Source organism: Streptomyces sp. NPDC058198 (genome assembly GCF_042882605.1).
GTDB lineage: Bacteria > Actinomycetota > Actinomycetes > Streptomycetales > Streptomycetaceae > Streptomyces.
Map to the genome: position 1 here is coordinate 265,114 of NZ_JBHVVP010000006.1, position 14,772 is coordinate 279,885.

Here is a 14,772-nt window from a genome sequence, read left to right on the forward strand (position 1 = left end):
GTGAAGCGCCGCCGCGGCAGCGTCGTGCTCGCGGGGGTGCGGGCGACCGCCCCGGTCGTACCTGGTTAGCCATCGGTGCAGGTCGAAGGGCCGCAGCTTCCCGCCGGTCTGCGGGAAGCTGCGGCTACAGAGCGCTACTCACCAACCGCCGCCAACTCAAGCGCTAAAGGGCCAACTCAGCCGCTCAGTCACATCAGTCTCACGTCGCGATCATGGAGTCGTGAGCTCATTGCATAAAGCTGCGGGGGGACGTATAGTCATGCCATTACCGAGGAGGGTTTCGATGGCTGTACGTGCGGCAGTGGCAGGGGCGAGTGGATATGCGGGCGGGGAAGTGCTCCGGCTGCTCCTCGCCCACCCCCGCATCGACATCGGCGCCCTGACCGGGAACTCGAACGCGGGGCAGCGGCTCGGTGGGTTGCAGCCGCATTTGCTGCCGTTGGCCGAGCGGGTTCTGGGGGAGACCACGGCCGAGGTGCTTGCCGGGCATGACGTCGTGTTTCTCGCGCTGCCGCACGGGCAGTCCGCGGCCGTGGCCGAGCAGCTCGGGGACGAGGTGCTCGTCATCGACATGGGCGCCGACTTCCGGCTGAAGGACGCGGCCGACTGGGAGCGGTTCTACGGCTCCGCACACGCCGGGACCTGGCCGTACGGCCTCCCCGAGCTGCCGGGTGCCCGCGCCGCGCTGGAGGGGTCCAAGCGTGTCGCGGTGCCCGGCTGCTATCCCACGGCCGTCTCGCTCGCACTCTTCCCGGCGTACGCGGCGGGCCTGGCCGAGCCCGAGGCGGTGATCACCGCGGCGTCCGGGAGCTCCGGGGCGGGCAAGGCGGCCAAGCCGCATCTGCTCGGCTCCGAGGTCATGGGCTCCATGACGCCGTACGGCGTCGGCGGCGGCCACCGGCACACCCCCGAGATGATCCAGAACCTCAGCGAGGCGGCCGGGGAGCGGGTCACCGTCTCCTTCACCCCGACCCTCGCCCCGATGCCGCGCGGCATCCTCGCCACCTGCTCCGCCAAGGCGAAGCCCGGCACCACGGCCCAGGACGTACGGGCCGCGTACGAGAAGGCCTTCGCCGACGAGCCGTTCGTCCATCTCCTTCCCGAGGGCCGGTGGCCCGCGACCGCGTCCGTCTACGGCTCGAACGCCGCGCAGATCCAGGTCGCGTACGACGAGGCCGCAGGGCGCGTCATCGCGATCAGCGCCATCGACAACCTCACCAAGGGCACCGCAGGCGGCGCGGTGCAGAGCATGAACATCGCCCTCGGACTCCCCGAGGACACCGGACTTTCCACGATCGGAGTCGCACCGTGAGTGTCACGGCAGCCAAGGGATTCACGGCGGCGGGCATCGCCGCCGGGATCAAGGAGAACGGCAACCCGGACCTGGCCCTCGTGGTCAACAACGGGCCGCGCCGAGCCGCCGCGGGCGTCTTCACCTCCAACCGTGTCAAGGCCGCGCCCGTCCTCTGGTCCGAGCAGGTCCTCAAGGGCGGTGAGGTCACGGCCGTCGTCCTCAACTCCGGCGGCGCCAACGCCTGTACCGGCCCGCGAGGCTTCCAGGACACCCACGCCACCGCCGAGAAGACCGCCGAGGTCCTCGAAGGACACAGCGCGGGCGAGATCGCGGTCGCCTCGACCGGGCTGATCGGCCTGCTGCTCCCGATGGACAAGCTGCTGCCGGGAATCGAGAAGGCCGCGGCCGAACTCTCCGCGCACGGCGGCGAGAAGGCCGCCCTGGCCATCAAGACCACCGACACCGTCCACAAGACCGCCGTCGCGGGCGGCGAGAACAGCGCCGGCGAGCGCTGGACCGTCGGCGGCATGGCCAAGGGCGCGGGCATGCTCGCACCCGGCCTCGCCACCATGCTCGTCGTCCTCACCACCGACGCCGACATCGAGGCACCGGCGCTGGACACCGCGCTGCGCGCCGCAACCCGTACCACCTTCGACCGGGTCGACTCCGACGGCTGCATGTCCACCAACGACACCGTGCTGCTGCTCGCCTCCGGCGCGTCCGGCGTGACGCCCGCGTACGACGCGTTCGCCGAGGCCGTCCGTACGGTCTGCGCCGACCTCGCACGTCAGCTGATCGGGGACGCCGAGGGCGCCTCCAAGGACATCCGTATCGAAGTGATCAACGCCGCGACCGAGGACGACGCCGTCGAGGTGGGCCGTTCCATCGCCCGGAACAACCTCCTCAAGTGCGCCATCCACGGCGAGGACCCCAACTGGGGCCGGGTGCTCTCCGCGATCGGTACGACGCACGCCGCCTTCGAGCCCGACCAGCTCAATGTCGCCATCAACGACGTCTGGGTCTGCAAGAACGGCTCCGTCGGCGAGGACCGCGACCTCATCGACATGCGCTACCGCGAGGTGCGTATCACCGCCGACCTGGCCGCCGGTACGGACACCGCCGTCATCTGGGCCAACGACCTCACCGCCGAGTACGTCCACGAGAACAGCGCGTACAGCTCGTGAGCGCCCGGAAGCACACCGCGCTGCCCAAAGCGCAGATCCTCATCGAGGCGCTGCCCTGGCTCACCCGGCACAACGGCAAGACCGTCGTCATCAAGTTCGGCGGCAACGCCATGGTGGACGAGGAGCTCAAGGCCGCCTTCGCCCAGGATGTCGTCTTCCTGCGGCAGGCCGGCCTCAAACCGGTCGTCGTGCACGGCGGCGGCCCGCAGATCAGCGCCCAGCTCGACCGGCACGGCCTGGTCAGCGAGTTCAAGGCCGGGCTGCGCGTCACCACGCCCGAGGCGATGGACGTCGTACGGATGGTGCTGGCCGGACAGGTCCAGCGCGAGCTGGTCGGGCTGCTCAACCAGCACGGCCCGCTCGCCGTCGGCATGACCGGCGAGGACGCGCACACCATCTCCGCGACCCAGCACCGGCCGCTGATCGACGGAGAGCTGGTCGACATCGGCCGGGTCGGCGAGATCACCGCGATCGACACGGGCGCCATCGAAGCGCTGCTGGGGGACGGCCGGATCCCGGTCATCTCCTCCATCGCGCGCAGCACCGACGACGGGCATGTCTACAACGTCAACGCCGACACGGCGGCCGCCGCCCTCGCCGCGGCGCTGGGCGCCGAGACGCTGATGGTCCTCACCGACGTCGAGGGACTGTACGAGGACTGGCCCAACAGCGACGACGTGATCAGCCGGCTGACCGCCACCGAGCTGGAGAAGCTGCTGCCCGAGCTGTCCAGCGGCATGGTGCCGAAGATGGAGGGCTGCCTGTTCGCCGTACGCAACGGGGTCATCACCGCCCGCGTGATCGACGGCCGGGTTCCGCACTCGATCCTGCTGGAGATCTTCACCGACGAGGGCATCGGCACGATGGTCGTGCCCGACGCCCCCGGTGACCCGGGCGTACCGGACGCACCGCAGGCACCGCACCCATCCGAAGGGGGAGCAGCACAGTGACCGGCAACCAGGAGCTCGTACAGCGCTGGCAGGGCGTGATGACGGACAACTACGGCACGCCGCAGCTCTCCCTCGTCCGTGGCGCCGGCGCCACCGTCTGGGACGCGGACGGCAATCCGTACACCGACTTCGTCGGCGGTATCGCGGTGAACGCGCTCGGCCACGCACATCCCGCCGTCGTCGAGGCCGTCTCCCGGCAGATCGCCTCCCTCGGCCATGTCTCCAACCTCTTCGTCGCCGAGCCGCCCGTCGCCCTCGCCGAACGGCTGATCCAGCTCTTCGGCCGTCCCGGCCGGGTGTTCTTCTGCAACTCGGGCGCCGAGGCCAACGAGGCCGCGTTCAAGATCGGCCGGCTGACCGGCCGTTCGCACATGGTCGCCACCGACGGCGGCTTCCACGGCCGCACCATGGGCGCGCTCGCCCTCACCGGCCAGCCCCCGAAGCGGCAGTCCTTCCTGCCGCTGCCCGGGGAGGTCACCCATGTCCCGTACGGGGACGCCGAGGCGCTGCGGGCCGCGGTCACCGAAGAGACGGCCTTCGTGATCATCGAGCCGATCCAGGGTGAGAACGGCGTGGTCGTCCCGCCCAAGGGCTATCTGGAGGCGGCCAGGGAGATCACCCGCGCCACCGGCACCCTGCTCGTCCTCGACGAGGTCCAGACGGGCGTCGGCAGGACCGGCCACTGGTTCGAGCACCAGGCCCACCAGGGCGTCGAGCCCGATGTCGTCACCCTCGCCAAGGGGCTCGGCGGCGGGCTGCCGCTGGGCGCGGCCATCGCTTTCGGCGAGGCCGCCGATCTGCTCCTGCCGGGCCAGCACGGCACGACGTTCGGCGGCAATCCGGTCGCCTGCGCCGCCGGACTCGCCGTCCTCGACACGCTCGCGGCCGAGGGACTCCTCGACCAGGTGAAGCGTCTCGGCGAGAAGCTGCGGGACGGCATCGAGGCCCTCGGCCACCCATTGGTCTCCCACGTCCGTGGCTCGGGCCTGCTCCTGGGTATCGTGCTCACCGAGCCGCTCGCGCCTCAGGTGCAACAGGCGGCTCAGGGTGCCGGATTCCTGGTGAACGTGCCCGCCCCCGACGTCGTACGGCTCATGCCCCCGCTGATCATCGGCGACGACGAGGTGGACACGCTGCTGAGGGCGCTGCCCGGCATCCTCGGCAGCGCACACGGGGACGGACGATCCGGGGAATGAGACGACGATGACCGAGGCCCAGGAAACCGAGCACGGCGGGCCGTCCGTGCCGCAGACCAGAACCGCCCGCCACCGCCGGATCGTCGACATCCTCAACCGGCAGCCGGTGCGCTCCCAGAGCCAGCTGGCGAAACTCCTCGCGGACGACGGGCTGAGCGTCACCCAGGCGACGCTCTCCCGGGACCTGGACGAACTGGGCGCGGTGAAGATCCGAAACACCGGCGGCGAGCTGATCTACGCGGTCCCCAGCGAGGGCGGCTACCGCACGCCGCACGCCCCGCTGGGGGAGTCGGCGAAGGAGGAGCGGATGCGCAGGCTCTCCGGCGAACTGCTGATCTCCGCCGAGGCCTCGGCCAATCTCGTCGTCCTGCGCACGCCCCCGGGCGCGGCCCAGTTCCTCGCCTCGGCCATCGACCAGGCCGAACTGAACGACGTCCTCGGGACCATCGCGGGCGACGACACCCTGATGCTGATCAGCCGCGACCCGGCGGGCGGCCAGGCGCTCGCGGACCATCTGCTGAAGCTGGCCCAGAACGACCGCTGACCGTCCGGCGGGGCCTAGACGTTCGCGGCGGGGGCCAGGTCGGTGCGCGGCGGAAGCGGGAGGGGCAGCGCCGGCAGGCCGTCCAGGCTCACCCCGACGTGATCCTTCTTCTCGCAGTACGCGGCGAACTCCTCGTCCGACTTCCGGCCGAAGTGTTCGGCGTGCTGCGTGCGCTCCTCGCGGTAGTCCAGGAAGGGGACGGCGAACCCGCAGGCGTCACTGACGCGCTGGGCGCGGATCAGGATGATGGCGCGGGCGGAGGGCCCATCCGTCTCCTTGAAGTGAGTGATGTACTGCGCCCAGCGGGGGTCGTCACGGAAGACCGGCTCGCCCCGGCCGTGCACCCGCAGCACCTTGGGCGGTCCGGTGAACGCGCACCACATCAGGGTGATGCGGCCGTTCTCGCGCAGATGCGCGATGGTCTCGGCGCCGCTGCCGCCGAAGTCGAGATAGGCCAGGTTCATCTCGTCGAGCACGACGAGGGTTCCCGCCCGCCCCTTGGGCGAGAGATTGAGATGGCCGTCGTCCGCGAGTGGCGCGGTGGCGGTGAAGAAGACGGGCTGTTCCTCGATGAAGGTGCGAATCCGGCCGTCGATCCGTTCGTAGAGCTTTCCCATGCCATGAATTATCCGCGCCGGCGATCGGACGGGAAGGCGGTTTTCGGCAGGTGGGACGGTCCCGGCGGTCGCACCATGGAGCGATGACGAAGAAGGCGCAGCAGACACAGAAGCCGCAGCAGACCCAGAGGCCGCAGCAGACACAGAAGGCGCGGCCGGCGCACGAGGTGCGGGTCCGCCGGGTGTACGAAGCGCCGGAGCCGGCCGACGGGGCCCGGGTGCTGGTGGACCGGCTCTGGCCGCGCGGCCTGGCGAAGAGCGCGGCCGCGCTGGACGAGTGGCTGAAGGGCGCCGCGCCCTCGGACGAGCTGCGGAAGTGGTACGGACACGATCCGGAGCGGTTCGAGGAGTTCTCCCGGCGGTACGCAGCCGAACTGGCCGGACCCGGCCCCGAGCACGACCTCGCCCGGCTGGGTGAACTGGCGGGCGAGGACACCCTCACCCTGCTCACGGCCACCAAGGAGCTGCGCTACAGCCACGCTCCGCTGCTGGCGGCGGAGGTGCGCAAGAGGGCGCGTTGACAAAACCATACGGTGCACTGCATAGTTATACCCATCAGTGAATGCACCGTAAGGAGATACCCGTGACCGAGCGCGTCGTACTCGCCTACTCGGGAGGCCTGGACACCTCCGTCGCCATCGGCTGGATCGCCGAGGAGACGGGCGCCGAGGTCATCGCCGTCGCCGTGGACGTCGGCCAGGGTGGCGAGGACCTGGACGTCATCCGCAAGCGCGCGCTCGCCTGCGGCGCCGTCGAGGCCGAGGTCGCGGACGCGAAGGACGAGTTCGCCGAGGAGTACTGCCTCCCGGCGATCAAGGCCAACGCCCTCTACATGGACCGCTACCCGCTGGTCTCCGCCCTCTCCCGGCCGACGATCGTCAAGCACCTGGTCGCCGCCGCGAACAAGCACAACGCGGGCATCGTCGCCCACGGCTGCACCGGCAAGGGCAACGACCAGGTGCGGTTCGAGGCCGGTATCTCCGCGCTCGGCCCCGACCTGAAGTGCATCGCCCCGGTCCGCGACTACGCGATGACCCGTGACAAGGCGATTGCCTTCTGCGAGGAGAAGAACCTCCCGATCGCGACCACCAAGAAGTCCCCGTACTCCATCGACCAGAACGTCTTCGGACGCGCCGTCGAGACGGGCTTCCTGGAGGACATCTGGAACGCGCCGATCGAGGACATCTACGAGTACACGCAGAACCCCGCCGTCGCCCGCGAGGCCGACGAGGTCGTCATCTCCTTCAAGGAAGGCGTCCCGGTCGCCATCGACGGCAGGCCCGTGACCGTCCTCCAGGCCATCCAGCAGCTCAACGAGCGCGCCGGCGCCCAGGGCATCGGCCGGATCGACATGGTCGAGGACCGGCTCGTGGGCATCAAGTCCCGTGAGGTGTACGAGGCCCCGGGCGCCATCGCGCTGATCACCGCGCACCAGGAGCTGGAGAACGTCACCGTCGAGCGCGAGCTGGCCCGCTACAAGCGGCAGGTCGAGCAGCGCTGGGGCGAGATGGTCTACGACGGCCTGTGGTTCTCCCCGCTCAAGCGCGCCCTGGACGGCTTCATCAACGAGGCCAACCAGCATGTCACCGGCGACATCCGGATGACCCTGAGCGGCGGCCGGGCCGTGGTCACCGGCCGTAAGTCGGACGAGTCGCTGTACGACTTCAACCTCGCCACCTACGACTCGGGCGACACCTTCGACCAGTCCAAGGCGCAGGGCTTCATCGAGATCTTCGGCCTGTCGTCGAAGATCGCCGCACGGCGCGATCTGGCCTGACCCGGCCTGGCCCGGCCTCAGGACCTGGCCCGGCCTCACGTCAGGCTCTGCCTGGTCCCCCGTACGACTGCCGCCTCCCCGTTCCTCCGCGCCGGGGAGGCGGTCGCACTTCCCGACCCCTCTGAGGAGCAGTAGTGAGCAGCAACAACGGTGATGTCCGGCTCTGGGGCGGCCGTTTCGCCGACGGTCCTTCCGACGCGCTGGCGGCCCTGTCCGCGTCCGTCCACTTCGACTGGCGGCTCGCGCCGTACGACATCGCCGGTTCCCGGGCCCACGCCCGCGCGCTCCACAAGGCCGGGCTGCTCACCGCCGACGAACTGACCCGCATGCTGGCCGGTCTCGACCAGCTCGAAGCCGATGTGGCCGACGGCTCGTTCACCGGCACCATCGCCGACGAGGACGTCCACACCGCCCTGGAGCGCGGTCTCCTGGAGCGTCTCGGCGCCGACCTCGGCGGCAAGCTGCGCGCGGGCCGCTCCCGTAACGACCAGGTCGCCACGCTCTTCCGGATGTACCTCCGCGACCACGCCCGGATCATCGGCGGGCTCATCGCCGGGCTCCAGGACGCGCTGGTCGGTCTCGCCGAGGCGCACGCGGACGTCGCGATGCCGGGCCGTACGCATCTCCAGCACGCGCAGCCCGTCCTCTTCGCCCACCATGTGCTGGCCCATGTGCAGTCGCTGTCCCGGGACGCGGAGCGGCTGCGGCAGTGGGACAAGCGCACGGCGGTCTCCCCGTACGGCTCCGGCGCGCTGGCCGGTTCCTCGCTCGGGCTCGACCCCGAGGCGGTCGCCGCGGACCTCGGCTTCGAGCGGGGCTCGGTGGGGAACTCGATCGACGGCACGGCCTCGCGCGACTTCGTCGCCGAGTTCGCGTTCATCACCGCGATGATCGGCGTCAACCTGTCCCGGATCGCCGAGGAGGTCATCCTCTGGAACACGAAGGAGTTCTCCTTCGTCACCCTGCACGACGCCTTCTCCACCGGCTCGTCGATCATGCCGCAGAAGAAGAACCCGGACATCGCGGAGCTGGCGCGCGGCAAGTCGGGCCGGCTCATCGGCAATCTGACCGGGCTGCTGGCCACGCTGAAGGCCCTGCCGCTCGCGTACAACCGCGACCTCCAGGAGGACAAGGAGCCGGTCTTCGACTCCTGCGACCAGCTGGAGGTCCTGCTGCCGGCCTTCACCGGCATGATGGCGACGCTGACCGTCCACCGGGAGCGGATGGAGGAGCTGGCCCCGGCCGGCTTCTCGCTCGCCACGGACATCGCGGAATGGCTGGTCAGGCAGGGTGTGCCGTTCCGGGTGGCGCACGAGGTCGCGGGGGAGTGCGTCAAGGAGTGCGAGACGCTGGGCATCGAGCTGGACGAGCTGACCGACGAGCAGTTCGCGAAGATCTCCGCGCACCTCACCCCGGAGGTGCGGTCGGTGCTCAATGTGCCGGGCTCGCTGGCCTCCCGTAACGGCCGGGGCGGTACGGCTCCCTCGGCGGTGGCCGTCCAGCTCTCCGAGGTCAAGGCCGACCTGGTGATCCAGCGCGCCTGGGCCACCGCCAGGAAGTAGCCGCCGCGGCGACCGTGGTCTACAGCGCCGCCGCCCAGTCCGCGAGCGCGTCGAAGTCCGGCCGGGTCAGTCCGGTCCCCGGATCGATGCGCAGCAGCAGGGCGGCGGCGAGGTGTCGCTGCTCCACCCATTCGTGGTCGTACAACGCTATGTCGTCGTCGACCCAGGCGAACGGCCGCCCGGCCGCGTACTCCAGGATGTACCGCGTCTTCCAGAAGGTCCCGCGAGGGGCCTTTCCGTGCATCTGGGGCCAGTCGATGTACGGCAGCTCCGGCAGCCCGAGACGCGGGCCGATCCACTCATTCGCGTCACCCTTCCAGGTGGTGGCCCAGACCAGCTCGTACCGGTCGGTGAGCGCGAGCAGTTCCTCGCCGTGCCCGGGATTGAGCAGCACGGGCAGGGACTGCACCTCCGTCCAGGCCGAGGGCCGCATGCGGTACCTGACGTAACCGTCCGGCGCCCCTGGTTCCGACAGGGCGAGGTACGGATTGAGCGGACCGTCGACGTCGATCAGCAGCAGTGGCTTCATATGGGTGTTCCTTTCCAGCGCGGTGGGCGCGTACGTATCCGTGGTGCGACAGGCCGAGGCGACCGGCCCAGGCGGCCCGCCGTCCGCAGAATGAGACATCTGTGTCTCATGTGGGTTATGGTTGTCTCATGGCTGTTAATCGTGATCAGGTGCTGCGCACCGCCGCCGCCCTCCTCACCCGCAAGGCGACCGCCACCATGGACGAGGTCGCCAGGGCCGCGGGCATCGGGCGGGCGACGCTCCACCGGCACTTCGCCGGGCGCGGCGCGCTGATCAGGGCGCTGGAGGAGCTGGGCATCCAGGAGCTGGAGACGGCGCTCGACGCCGCCCGGCTCGACGAGGGCCCCGCGGGCGAGGCGCTGCGCCGGGTCGTCGCGGAGATCGAGCCCGCCGCCGGGCTCCTCGCCTTCCTCGTCACCGAGAACGAGCTCTTCGAGGGCGAGGTCAACGAGGGCTGGAACCGGATCGACGCCCGCTTCTCCGCGCTCTTCCGGCGCGGGCAGGAACGGGGCGAGTTCCGGATCGACCTCAGCGCCGCGTGGCTGACCGAGGCCCTCTACGGGCTCATCGGCTCCTGCGCCTGGGCGGTCCAGGACGGCCGGGTCGCCACCAAGGACTTCCAATACATGATCGTCGAGTTGCTGCTCGGCGGAGCACGACGGAGCGTGAGGACATGACCAGCACCTACAGGACCGTGGCGAAGAGCGAGCTCAACCCCCGCCCCGGGCGGTGGATCGCGCTGGCCGTGCTCGTCCTGGCCGTGCTGCTGGTGGCCGTCGACGCGACCGTGCTGGGCCTCGCCACCCCGTTCCTCAGCGAGGACCTCAAGCCGTCCGGCACCCAGCTCCTCTGGATCGGCGACATCTACTCCTTCGTCATCGCCGGCCTGCTGGTCTCCATGGGCAGCCTCGGTGACCGGATCGGCCGTAAGAAGCTCCTGCTGACGGGCGCGGTCGCCTTCGGCGGGATCTCCGTACTCAACGCCTACGCCACCACCCCGGACATGATGATCCTGGCCCGGGCGCTGCTGGGTGTCGCCGGCGCGACCCTGATGCCGGCCACCCTCGCCCTGATCCGCAATATCTTCCACGACCCCAAGGAGCGCAGCCTCGCCATCGGCATCTGGGGCGCGATGGCCTCCGCGGGCGCGGCGGTCGGCCCGGTCGTCGGCGGCTTCCTGCTGGAGCACTTCTGGTGGGGCTCGGTCTTCCTGATCAATCTGCCCGTAATGGCGGTGCTGGTGATCGTGGGTGTCAGGACGCTGCCCGAGTCGAAGAACCCCGCGCCCGGCCCCTGGGACGTGCCGAGCGTGCTGCTGTCGCTCATCGGCATCGTCGGGGTCGTATACGCCGTCAAGGAGATGGCGGCGCACGGGCCGCGCTGGGACGCCGCCGTGGTGGGAGTGGTCGGCGCGGTCGCACTGTACCGGTTCGTCCGCAGACAGCTCACGCTGCCCGCCCCGCTGCTGGACATGCGGCTGTTCCACAGCCGGGGCTTCTCCGGCGCCGTGCTGGCCGACCTGCTGACCATCCTCGGCCTGTCGGGACTGGTCTTCTTCCTGTCGCAGTTCCTGCAACTGGTCCAGGGAATGCGCCCGCTGGAGGCGGGTCTGGCCGAACTTCCGGCGGCCGTGGGCGCGGTGACGGCGGGCCTGATCGCCGGGGCCACCGCCCGCCGCTTCACCGTACGGTCGGTGGTGGCCGGCGGTCTCGCGGCGATCGGCCTGGCCCTCGCGGTGCTGACCGGACTCAGCCAGTCCACCGGCTATCCGCTGCTGGGCGCGGTGCTGCTCGTCGTCGGGGTCGGCGCGGGCTTCTCCTTCACCGTGACCGCGGACGTGATCCTCTCCAACGTCCCCAAGGAGCAGGCGGGCTCGGCCTCCGCGGTGTCGGAGACGGCCTACGAACTGGGCGCTGCGCTCGGCATCGCCGTACTGGGCTCGATCGTCACCGGCGTCTACCGGGACTTCCCCACCCCGCCCGGTGTCCCCGTGGGAGCGGCCTCGGCCGCCCACGAGTCCCTGGGCGGCGCGGTCGACGTGGCGTCCGGCCTATCGGGACACGCCGGTACGGCCCTGGTCACCGCGGCCCAGGACGCCTTCGTGGACGGCCTGCGCCTCGCGTCGGGCGTGGGCGCGGCGGTCCTGCTGGCGACGGCGGTGGCGGCGTGGTTCCTGCTGCGCGGCCAGAAGCTGGAAGACACCGTGGAGCACTGAGGAACAGCGGCCGGCGGGGGCGCTGCGGTACGCCGGGAGGGCGCGGCGGTCGGCGCAGGACACCGCAGTCGGCAGGGGGCCGGGCGGCCGGTTCCGGGCCCGGCCGCCGCGCCGTCAGGCGTCGCGGGCCCGCGAAGACCCGCCGGACAGGGCCTACGCGGCCTTCGCCTTCGTGGCGTACATGTCCACGTACTCCTGGCCGGACAGCCGCATGACCTCGGCCATCACCGAGTCCGTCACCGCCCGCAGCACATAGCGGTCGCGGTCCATACCCTCGTACCGCGAGAACTCCATCGGCTTGCCGAAGCGCACCGTCACCTTGCCGCTGCGCGGCATGCCGGAGCCGTTCGGCTGGAGCTTGTCCGTACCGATCATCGCGAAGGGCACCACCGGCGCCCCCGTCATCATCGTCAGCCGCGCGATGCCGGTGCGCCCCCGGTACAGGCGGCCGTCGGGTGAACGGGTGCCCTCCGGGTAGATGCCGAAGACATTGCCCTCCTCCAGCACCCGACGGCCCGTCATCAGCGCCGCGACCCCGCCGCGCCCACCGTCGCGGTCCACCGGGATCATCCCGACGCCGGTGAAGAACCAGGCCATCAGCCGGCCCTTGAGGCCCTTGCCCGTGACGTACTCGTCCTTGCCGATGAAGAAGACCTGACGGTCACAGACCAGGGGCAGGATCATCGAGTCGATGAAGGTCAGATGGTTGCCGGCGAGGATGACCGGTCCGCTCCCCGGAATATGCTCGGCGCCTTCCACTCGGGTGCGGAACATCAGGCGCACGAGCGGTCCGAGCACTGCCTTGATGAGCGCGAAGCGGGACAACGGGTCCTCCGGTGTCGTGGGACGGTCGTGGATGGCCGGCGAAATCCTTGCAGGTGAGGACGATACTCGCGGCCCAAGGGGATCGCACATCGGGTTCACCCGCTGGATACACGGTGTTGACGTGTGTTTCCGTCACGTTCTCCCAGGGTCTCCCACCTGGCAGGCATAGCCGCCTACGCTCGGGCCTCGCTTGACAGGTGCGGGACATCACATCAAGGAGCGTTCATGACACAGGGTGCGCGGAACACGCCCGGACGGCGGACCGTACTGGGAGCGGCGGTGCTCGGCTCGGCGGCCATGGCACTGCCCGCCACGGCGCAGGCCGCGGAGCAGGAGCGGGGCGGTGGCCACGGACCGTCGCACACCCGCCTGCCCGTGCCCACGATCGTCGGCCACCGCGGGGCCAGCGGCTACCGCCCCGAGCACACCCTCGGCTCGTACCAGCTCGCCCTCGACCTCGGCGCGCATGTGATCGAGCAGGACCTGGTGCCCACCAAGGACGGACATCTGGTGTGCCGTCACGAGAACGACATCACCGCGACGACGGATGTCGCGGACCACCCGGAGTTCGCCGGCCGCAAGACCACCAAGACCGTCGACGGGGTCAGCCTCACCGGCTGGTTCACCGAGGACTTCACGCTCGCCGAGCTGAAGACGCTCCGCGCCAAGGAGCGCATCCCGGGCACCCGCCAGCGCAACACCCTGTACGACGGCCGCTGGGAGATCCCCACCTTCGAGGAGGTCCTGCGCTGGGCCGACGACGAGGGCCGCCGCCGGGGCCGCCCGGTCTGGCTGTACACCGAGACCAAGCACCCCACCTACTTCCGCGGCCTCGGCCTCGGCCTGGAGGAGCGGCTGGCGAAGCTGCTGCGCCGGTACGGGCGCGACCGCAAGGACTCCGCGATCTTCCTCCAGTCCTTCGAGCCGAGCAGCATGCAGCGGATGGCGAAGCTGGTCTCCTCGCCGCGCGTCGTCCTGCTCGACGCGGCGGGCACCCGGCCGTGGGACTTCAGGGTGGCGGGCGACCCGCGCACGGTCGCCGATCTGGTCAAGCCCGAGGGCCTGAAGTGGATCGCGTCCTTCGCGCAGGGCATCGGGCCGACGCTCGACCTGATCATCCCGAAGGACACCTCGGGCAAGCTGGGCACGCCCACGACGCTGGTACGGGACGCCCACGCGAAGGGCCTGATCCTCCACCCGTTCACGCTGCGCGACGAGAACAGCTTCCTGCCCGCGGACTTCCGGCGCGGTACGGACCCGAACGCGTACGGCGACGCGTTCGGCGCGTTCAAGGTCTACTTCGAGCAGGGCATCGACGGGATCTTCACCGACAACCCGGACACGGGTCTGCTGGCGCGAGCCGACTTCGTCAGCCGCTGACGACGGGTGCCCCGGTCGGGTGACTGCCCGGCCGGGGAGCAACCGGCCGTCGCCGCCGGAACGTCCCGCCGGACATGACCCTCGCCGAAGCCACCCCGTCCCGCCGCGCACCGCGCCCGTCCGCCCCGGCACCGCGGCGCGCTCGCCCCGGCCGGGAGGATCTCGTACAGGCGCTGCTCCCGCTCGTGCGCGCGGAGGCGGCCGCGGAGGCGCCGGCGGCCGGGGCGGAGCCGGGCGACCTCGAACAGGCCGTATGGCTAAGGCTGTTGGAGCGCATGGACGGCGAGGGGCCGCCGGACGACGCCGCGCGCTGGGTGCGGGGCGTCGTCCGGGCCCAAGCGCGCCGCGCCCGGCGCACCGCCGCCCGTGAACACCCGTACCGCGACGAGCCCGCCGCGGGCCCGGAGTCCGGCCCCGGGGCCGACCCCGAACGAGCCGCGCTGCGCGCCGAACGGCGGCGCACGCTCCGCGCGGCGGTCCGCCGCACGCCCGGCCGCTGCCCCCGGGTGCTCACCGCGATGCTGTCGCCGAAGGACCCCACCTATCGCGAGATCGCGGGGGAGTTGGGTATGTCACAGGGCAGTTTGGGACCATTGCGTGCCAGATGCCTGGGATACCTGCGCAGAATGCTCGCAGCGGAGGTTGCCGCTCCAGAACTCGGGGGAAAGGAGCGGTAGACCATTGGCGAGCAGGTGAGCG

Annotated in this window: 15 protein-coding genes; 12 read left to right on the plus strand and 3 right to left on the minus strand. The window is 70.7% G+C overall.

Going from position 1 to position 14,772, the window contains the following annotated elements; all coding sequences use genetic code 11:
- Nucleotides 1-283: 283 nt before the first annotated feature.
- Genes argC through ACFVWW_RS22395 form a run of 5 tightly spaced genes read left to right on the plus strand, consistent with a single transcriptional unit; the run spans nt 284 to nt 5,168 of the window.
- The gene (argC, locus tag ACFVWW_RS22375) at nt 284-1,312 is read left to right on the plus strand and encodes an N-acetyl-gamma-glutamyl-phosphate reductase (protein ID WP_386878753.1); all 1,029 of its coding nucleotides are present in this window, start codon (nt 284-286) and stop codon (nt 1,310-1,312) included.
- Nucleotides 1,309-2,478: a bifunctional glutamate N-acetyltransferase/amino-acid acetyltransferase ArgJ gene (gene argJ, locus ACFVWW_RS22380; RefSeq protein WP_386878754.1), complete on the plus strand. Its 1,170-nt coding sequence runs from the start codon at nt 1,309-1,311 to the stop codon at nt 2,476-2,478. The genes argC and argJ overlap by 4 nt, the downstream gene beginning before the upstream one ends.
- Nucleotides 2,475-3,428 (plus strand): acetylglutamate kinase, encoded by a 954-nt coding sequence (gene argB / locus ACFVWW_RS22385; RefSeq protein WP_386878755.1) that lies wholly within the window; start codon nt 2,475-2,477, stop codon nt 3,426-3,428. Before argJ ends, argB begins: the two co-directional genes overlap by 4 nt.
- 38 nt (nt 3,429-3,466) lie before the next feature.
- Nucleotides 3,467-4,624, plus strand: a complete 1,158-nt coding sequence (locus ACFVWW_RS22390) for an acetylornithine transaminase (RefSeq protein WP_386878833.1) — start codon at nt 3,467-3,469, stop codon at nt 4,622-4,624.
- A gap of 7 nt (nt 4,625-4,631) precedes the next feature.
- Nucleotides 4,632-5,168, plus strand: coding sequence for an arginine repressor (locus ACFVWW_RS22395; protein WP_384185500.1), 537 nt, complete (start codon nt 4,632-4,634; stop codon nt 5,166-5,168).
- 14 nt (nt 5,169-5,182) lie between these two features.
- Here ACFVWW_RS22395 and ACFVWW_RS22400 read toward each other — a convergent pair whose 3' ends face one another.
- A complete protein-coding gene (locus ACFVWW_RS22400; protein WP_384185503.1) occupies nt 5,183-5,785 on the minus strand; it encodes a pyridoxamine 5'-phosphate oxidase family protein in 603 nt (200 codons plus the stop codon).
- An 83-nt stretch (nt 5,786-5,868) separates the two neighbouring features.
- On the opposite strand from ACFVWW_RS22400, the gene ACFVWW_RS22405 reads away from it, so the two are divergent.
- The 3 genes from ACFVWW_RS22405 (at nt 5,869) to argH (ending at nt 9,124) form a co-directional block, all read left to right on the plus strand.
- Nucleotides 5,869-6,306 (plus strand): DUF488 domain-containing protein, encoded by a 438-nt coding sequence (locus ACFVWW_RS22405; protein ID WP_384330116.1) that lies wholly within the window; start codon nt 5,869-5,871, stop codon nt 6,304-6,306.
- A gap of 62 nt (nt 6,307-6,368) precedes the next feature.
- A complete protein-coding gene (locus tag ACFVWW_RS22410) occupies nt 6,369-7,562 on the plus strand; it encodes an argininosuccinate synthase (protein WP_384185508.1) in 1,194 nt (397 codons plus the stop codon).
- A 134-nt stretch (nt 7,563-7,696) separates the two neighbouring features.
- Nucleotides 7,697-9,124 carry an argininosuccinate lyase gene (gene argH / locus ACFVWW_RS22415; protein WP_384330119.1) on the plus strand — a complete coding sequence of 476 codons (1,428 nt, stop codon included), beginning with the start codon at nt 7,697-7,699 and terminating at the stop codon, nt 9,122-9,124.
- A 19-nt stretch (nt 9,125-9,143) separates the two neighbouring features.
- Here the strand turns inward: argH and ACFVWW_RS22420 are convergent, their stop codons facing one another.
- A complete protein-coding gene (locus tag ACFVWW_RS22420) occupies nt 9,144-9,653 on the minus strand; it encodes an HAD domain-containing protein (RefSeq protein ID WP_384185514.1) in 510 nt (169 codons plus the stop codon).
- Nucleotides 9,654-9,781: 128 nt separating this feature from the next.
- Here ACFVWW_RS22420 and ACFVWW_RS22425 point away from each other — a divergent pair, with 128 nt between their 5' ends.
- A complete protein-coding gene (locus ACFVWW_RS22425; protein ID WP_384185517.1) occupies nt 9,782-10,330 on the plus strand; it encodes a TetR/AcrR family transcriptional regulator in 549 nt (182 codons plus the stop codon).
- The gene (locus ACFVWW_RS22430; protein ID WP_384185519.1) at nt 10,327-11,868 is read left to right on the plus strand and encodes an MFS transporter; all 1,542 of its coding nucleotides are present in this window, start codon (nt 10,327-10,329) and stop codon (nt 11,866-11,868) included. The genes ACFVWW_RS22425 and ACFVWW_RS22430 overlap by 4 nt, the downstream gene beginning before the upstream one ends.
- A 153-nt stretch (nt 11,869-12,021) precedes the next feature.
- Here ACFVWW_RS22430 and ACFVWW_RS22435 read toward each other — a convergent pair whose 3' ends face one another.
- A complete protein-coding gene (locus ACFVWW_RS22435; protein ID WP_384185600.1) occupies nt 12,022-12,738 on the minus strand; it encodes a lysophospholipid acyltransferase family protein in 717 nt (238 codons plus the stop codon).
- 180 nt (nt 12,739-12,918) lie between these two features.
- Here ACFVWW_RS22435 and ACFVWW_RS22440 point away from each other — a divergent pair, with 180 nt between their 5' ends.
- Nucleotides 12,919-14,073 (plus strand): glycerophosphodiester phosphodiesterase, encoded by a 1,155-nt coding sequence (locus tag ACFVWW_RS22440; protein WP_386878756.1) that lies wholly within the window; start codon nt 12,919-12,921, stop codon nt 14,071-14,073.
- Nucleotides 14,074-14,147: 74 nt separating this feature from the next.
- Nucleotides 14,148-14,750, plus strand: a complete 603-nt coding sequence (locus ACFVWW_RS22445; RefSeq protein WP_386878757.1) for a sigma-70 family RNA polymerase sigma factor — start codon at nt 14,148-14,150, stop codon at nt 14,748-14,750.
- Nucleotides 14,751-14,772: the final 22 nt, after the last annotated feature.

Bases quoted from the DNA above. Each gene is read 5' to 3' on its own strand.
- ACFVWW_RS22400 (WP_384185503.1), bottom strand. From the start codon at position 5,785: ATGGGAAAGCTCTACGAACGGATCGACGGCCGGATTCGCACCTTCATC.
- ACFVWW_RS22445 (WP_386878757.1), top strand. From the start codon at position 14,148: ATGACCCTCGCCGAAGCCACCCCGTCCCGCCGCGCACCGCGCCCGTCC.
- ACFVWW_RS22405 (WP_384330116.1), top strand. From the start codon at position 5,869: ATGACGAAGAAGGCGCAGCAGACACAGAAGCCGCAGCAGACCCAGAGG.
- argC (WP_386878753.1), top strand. From the start codon at position 284: ATGGCTGTACGTGCGGCAGTGGCAGGGGCGAGTGGATATGCGGGCGGG.
- ACFVWW_RS22420 (WP_384185514.1), bottom strand. From the start codon at position 9,653: ATGAAGCCACTGCTGCTGATCGACGTCGACGGTCCGCTCAATCCGTAC.
- ACFVWW_RS22430 (WP_384185519.1), top strand. From the start codon at position 10,327: ATGACCAGCACCTACAGGACCGTGGCGAAGAGCGAGCTCAACCCCCGC.
- ACFVWW_RS22440 (WP_386878756.1), top strand. From the start codon at position 12,919: ATGACACAGGGTGCGCGGAACACGCCCGGACGGCGGACCGTACTGGGA.
- ACFVWW_RS22425 (WP_384185517.1), top strand. From the start codon at position 9,782: ATGGCTGTTAATCGTGATCAGGTGCTGCGCACCGCCGCCGCCCTCCTC.
- ACFVWW_RS22395 (WP_384185500.1), top strand. From the start codon at position 4,632: ATGACCGAGGCCCAGGAAACCGAGCACGGCGGGCCGTCCGTGCCGCAG.
- ACFVWW_RS22390 (WP_386878833.1), top strand. From the start codon at position 3,467: ATGACGGACAACTACGGCACGCCGCAGCTCTCCCTCGTCCGTGGCGCC.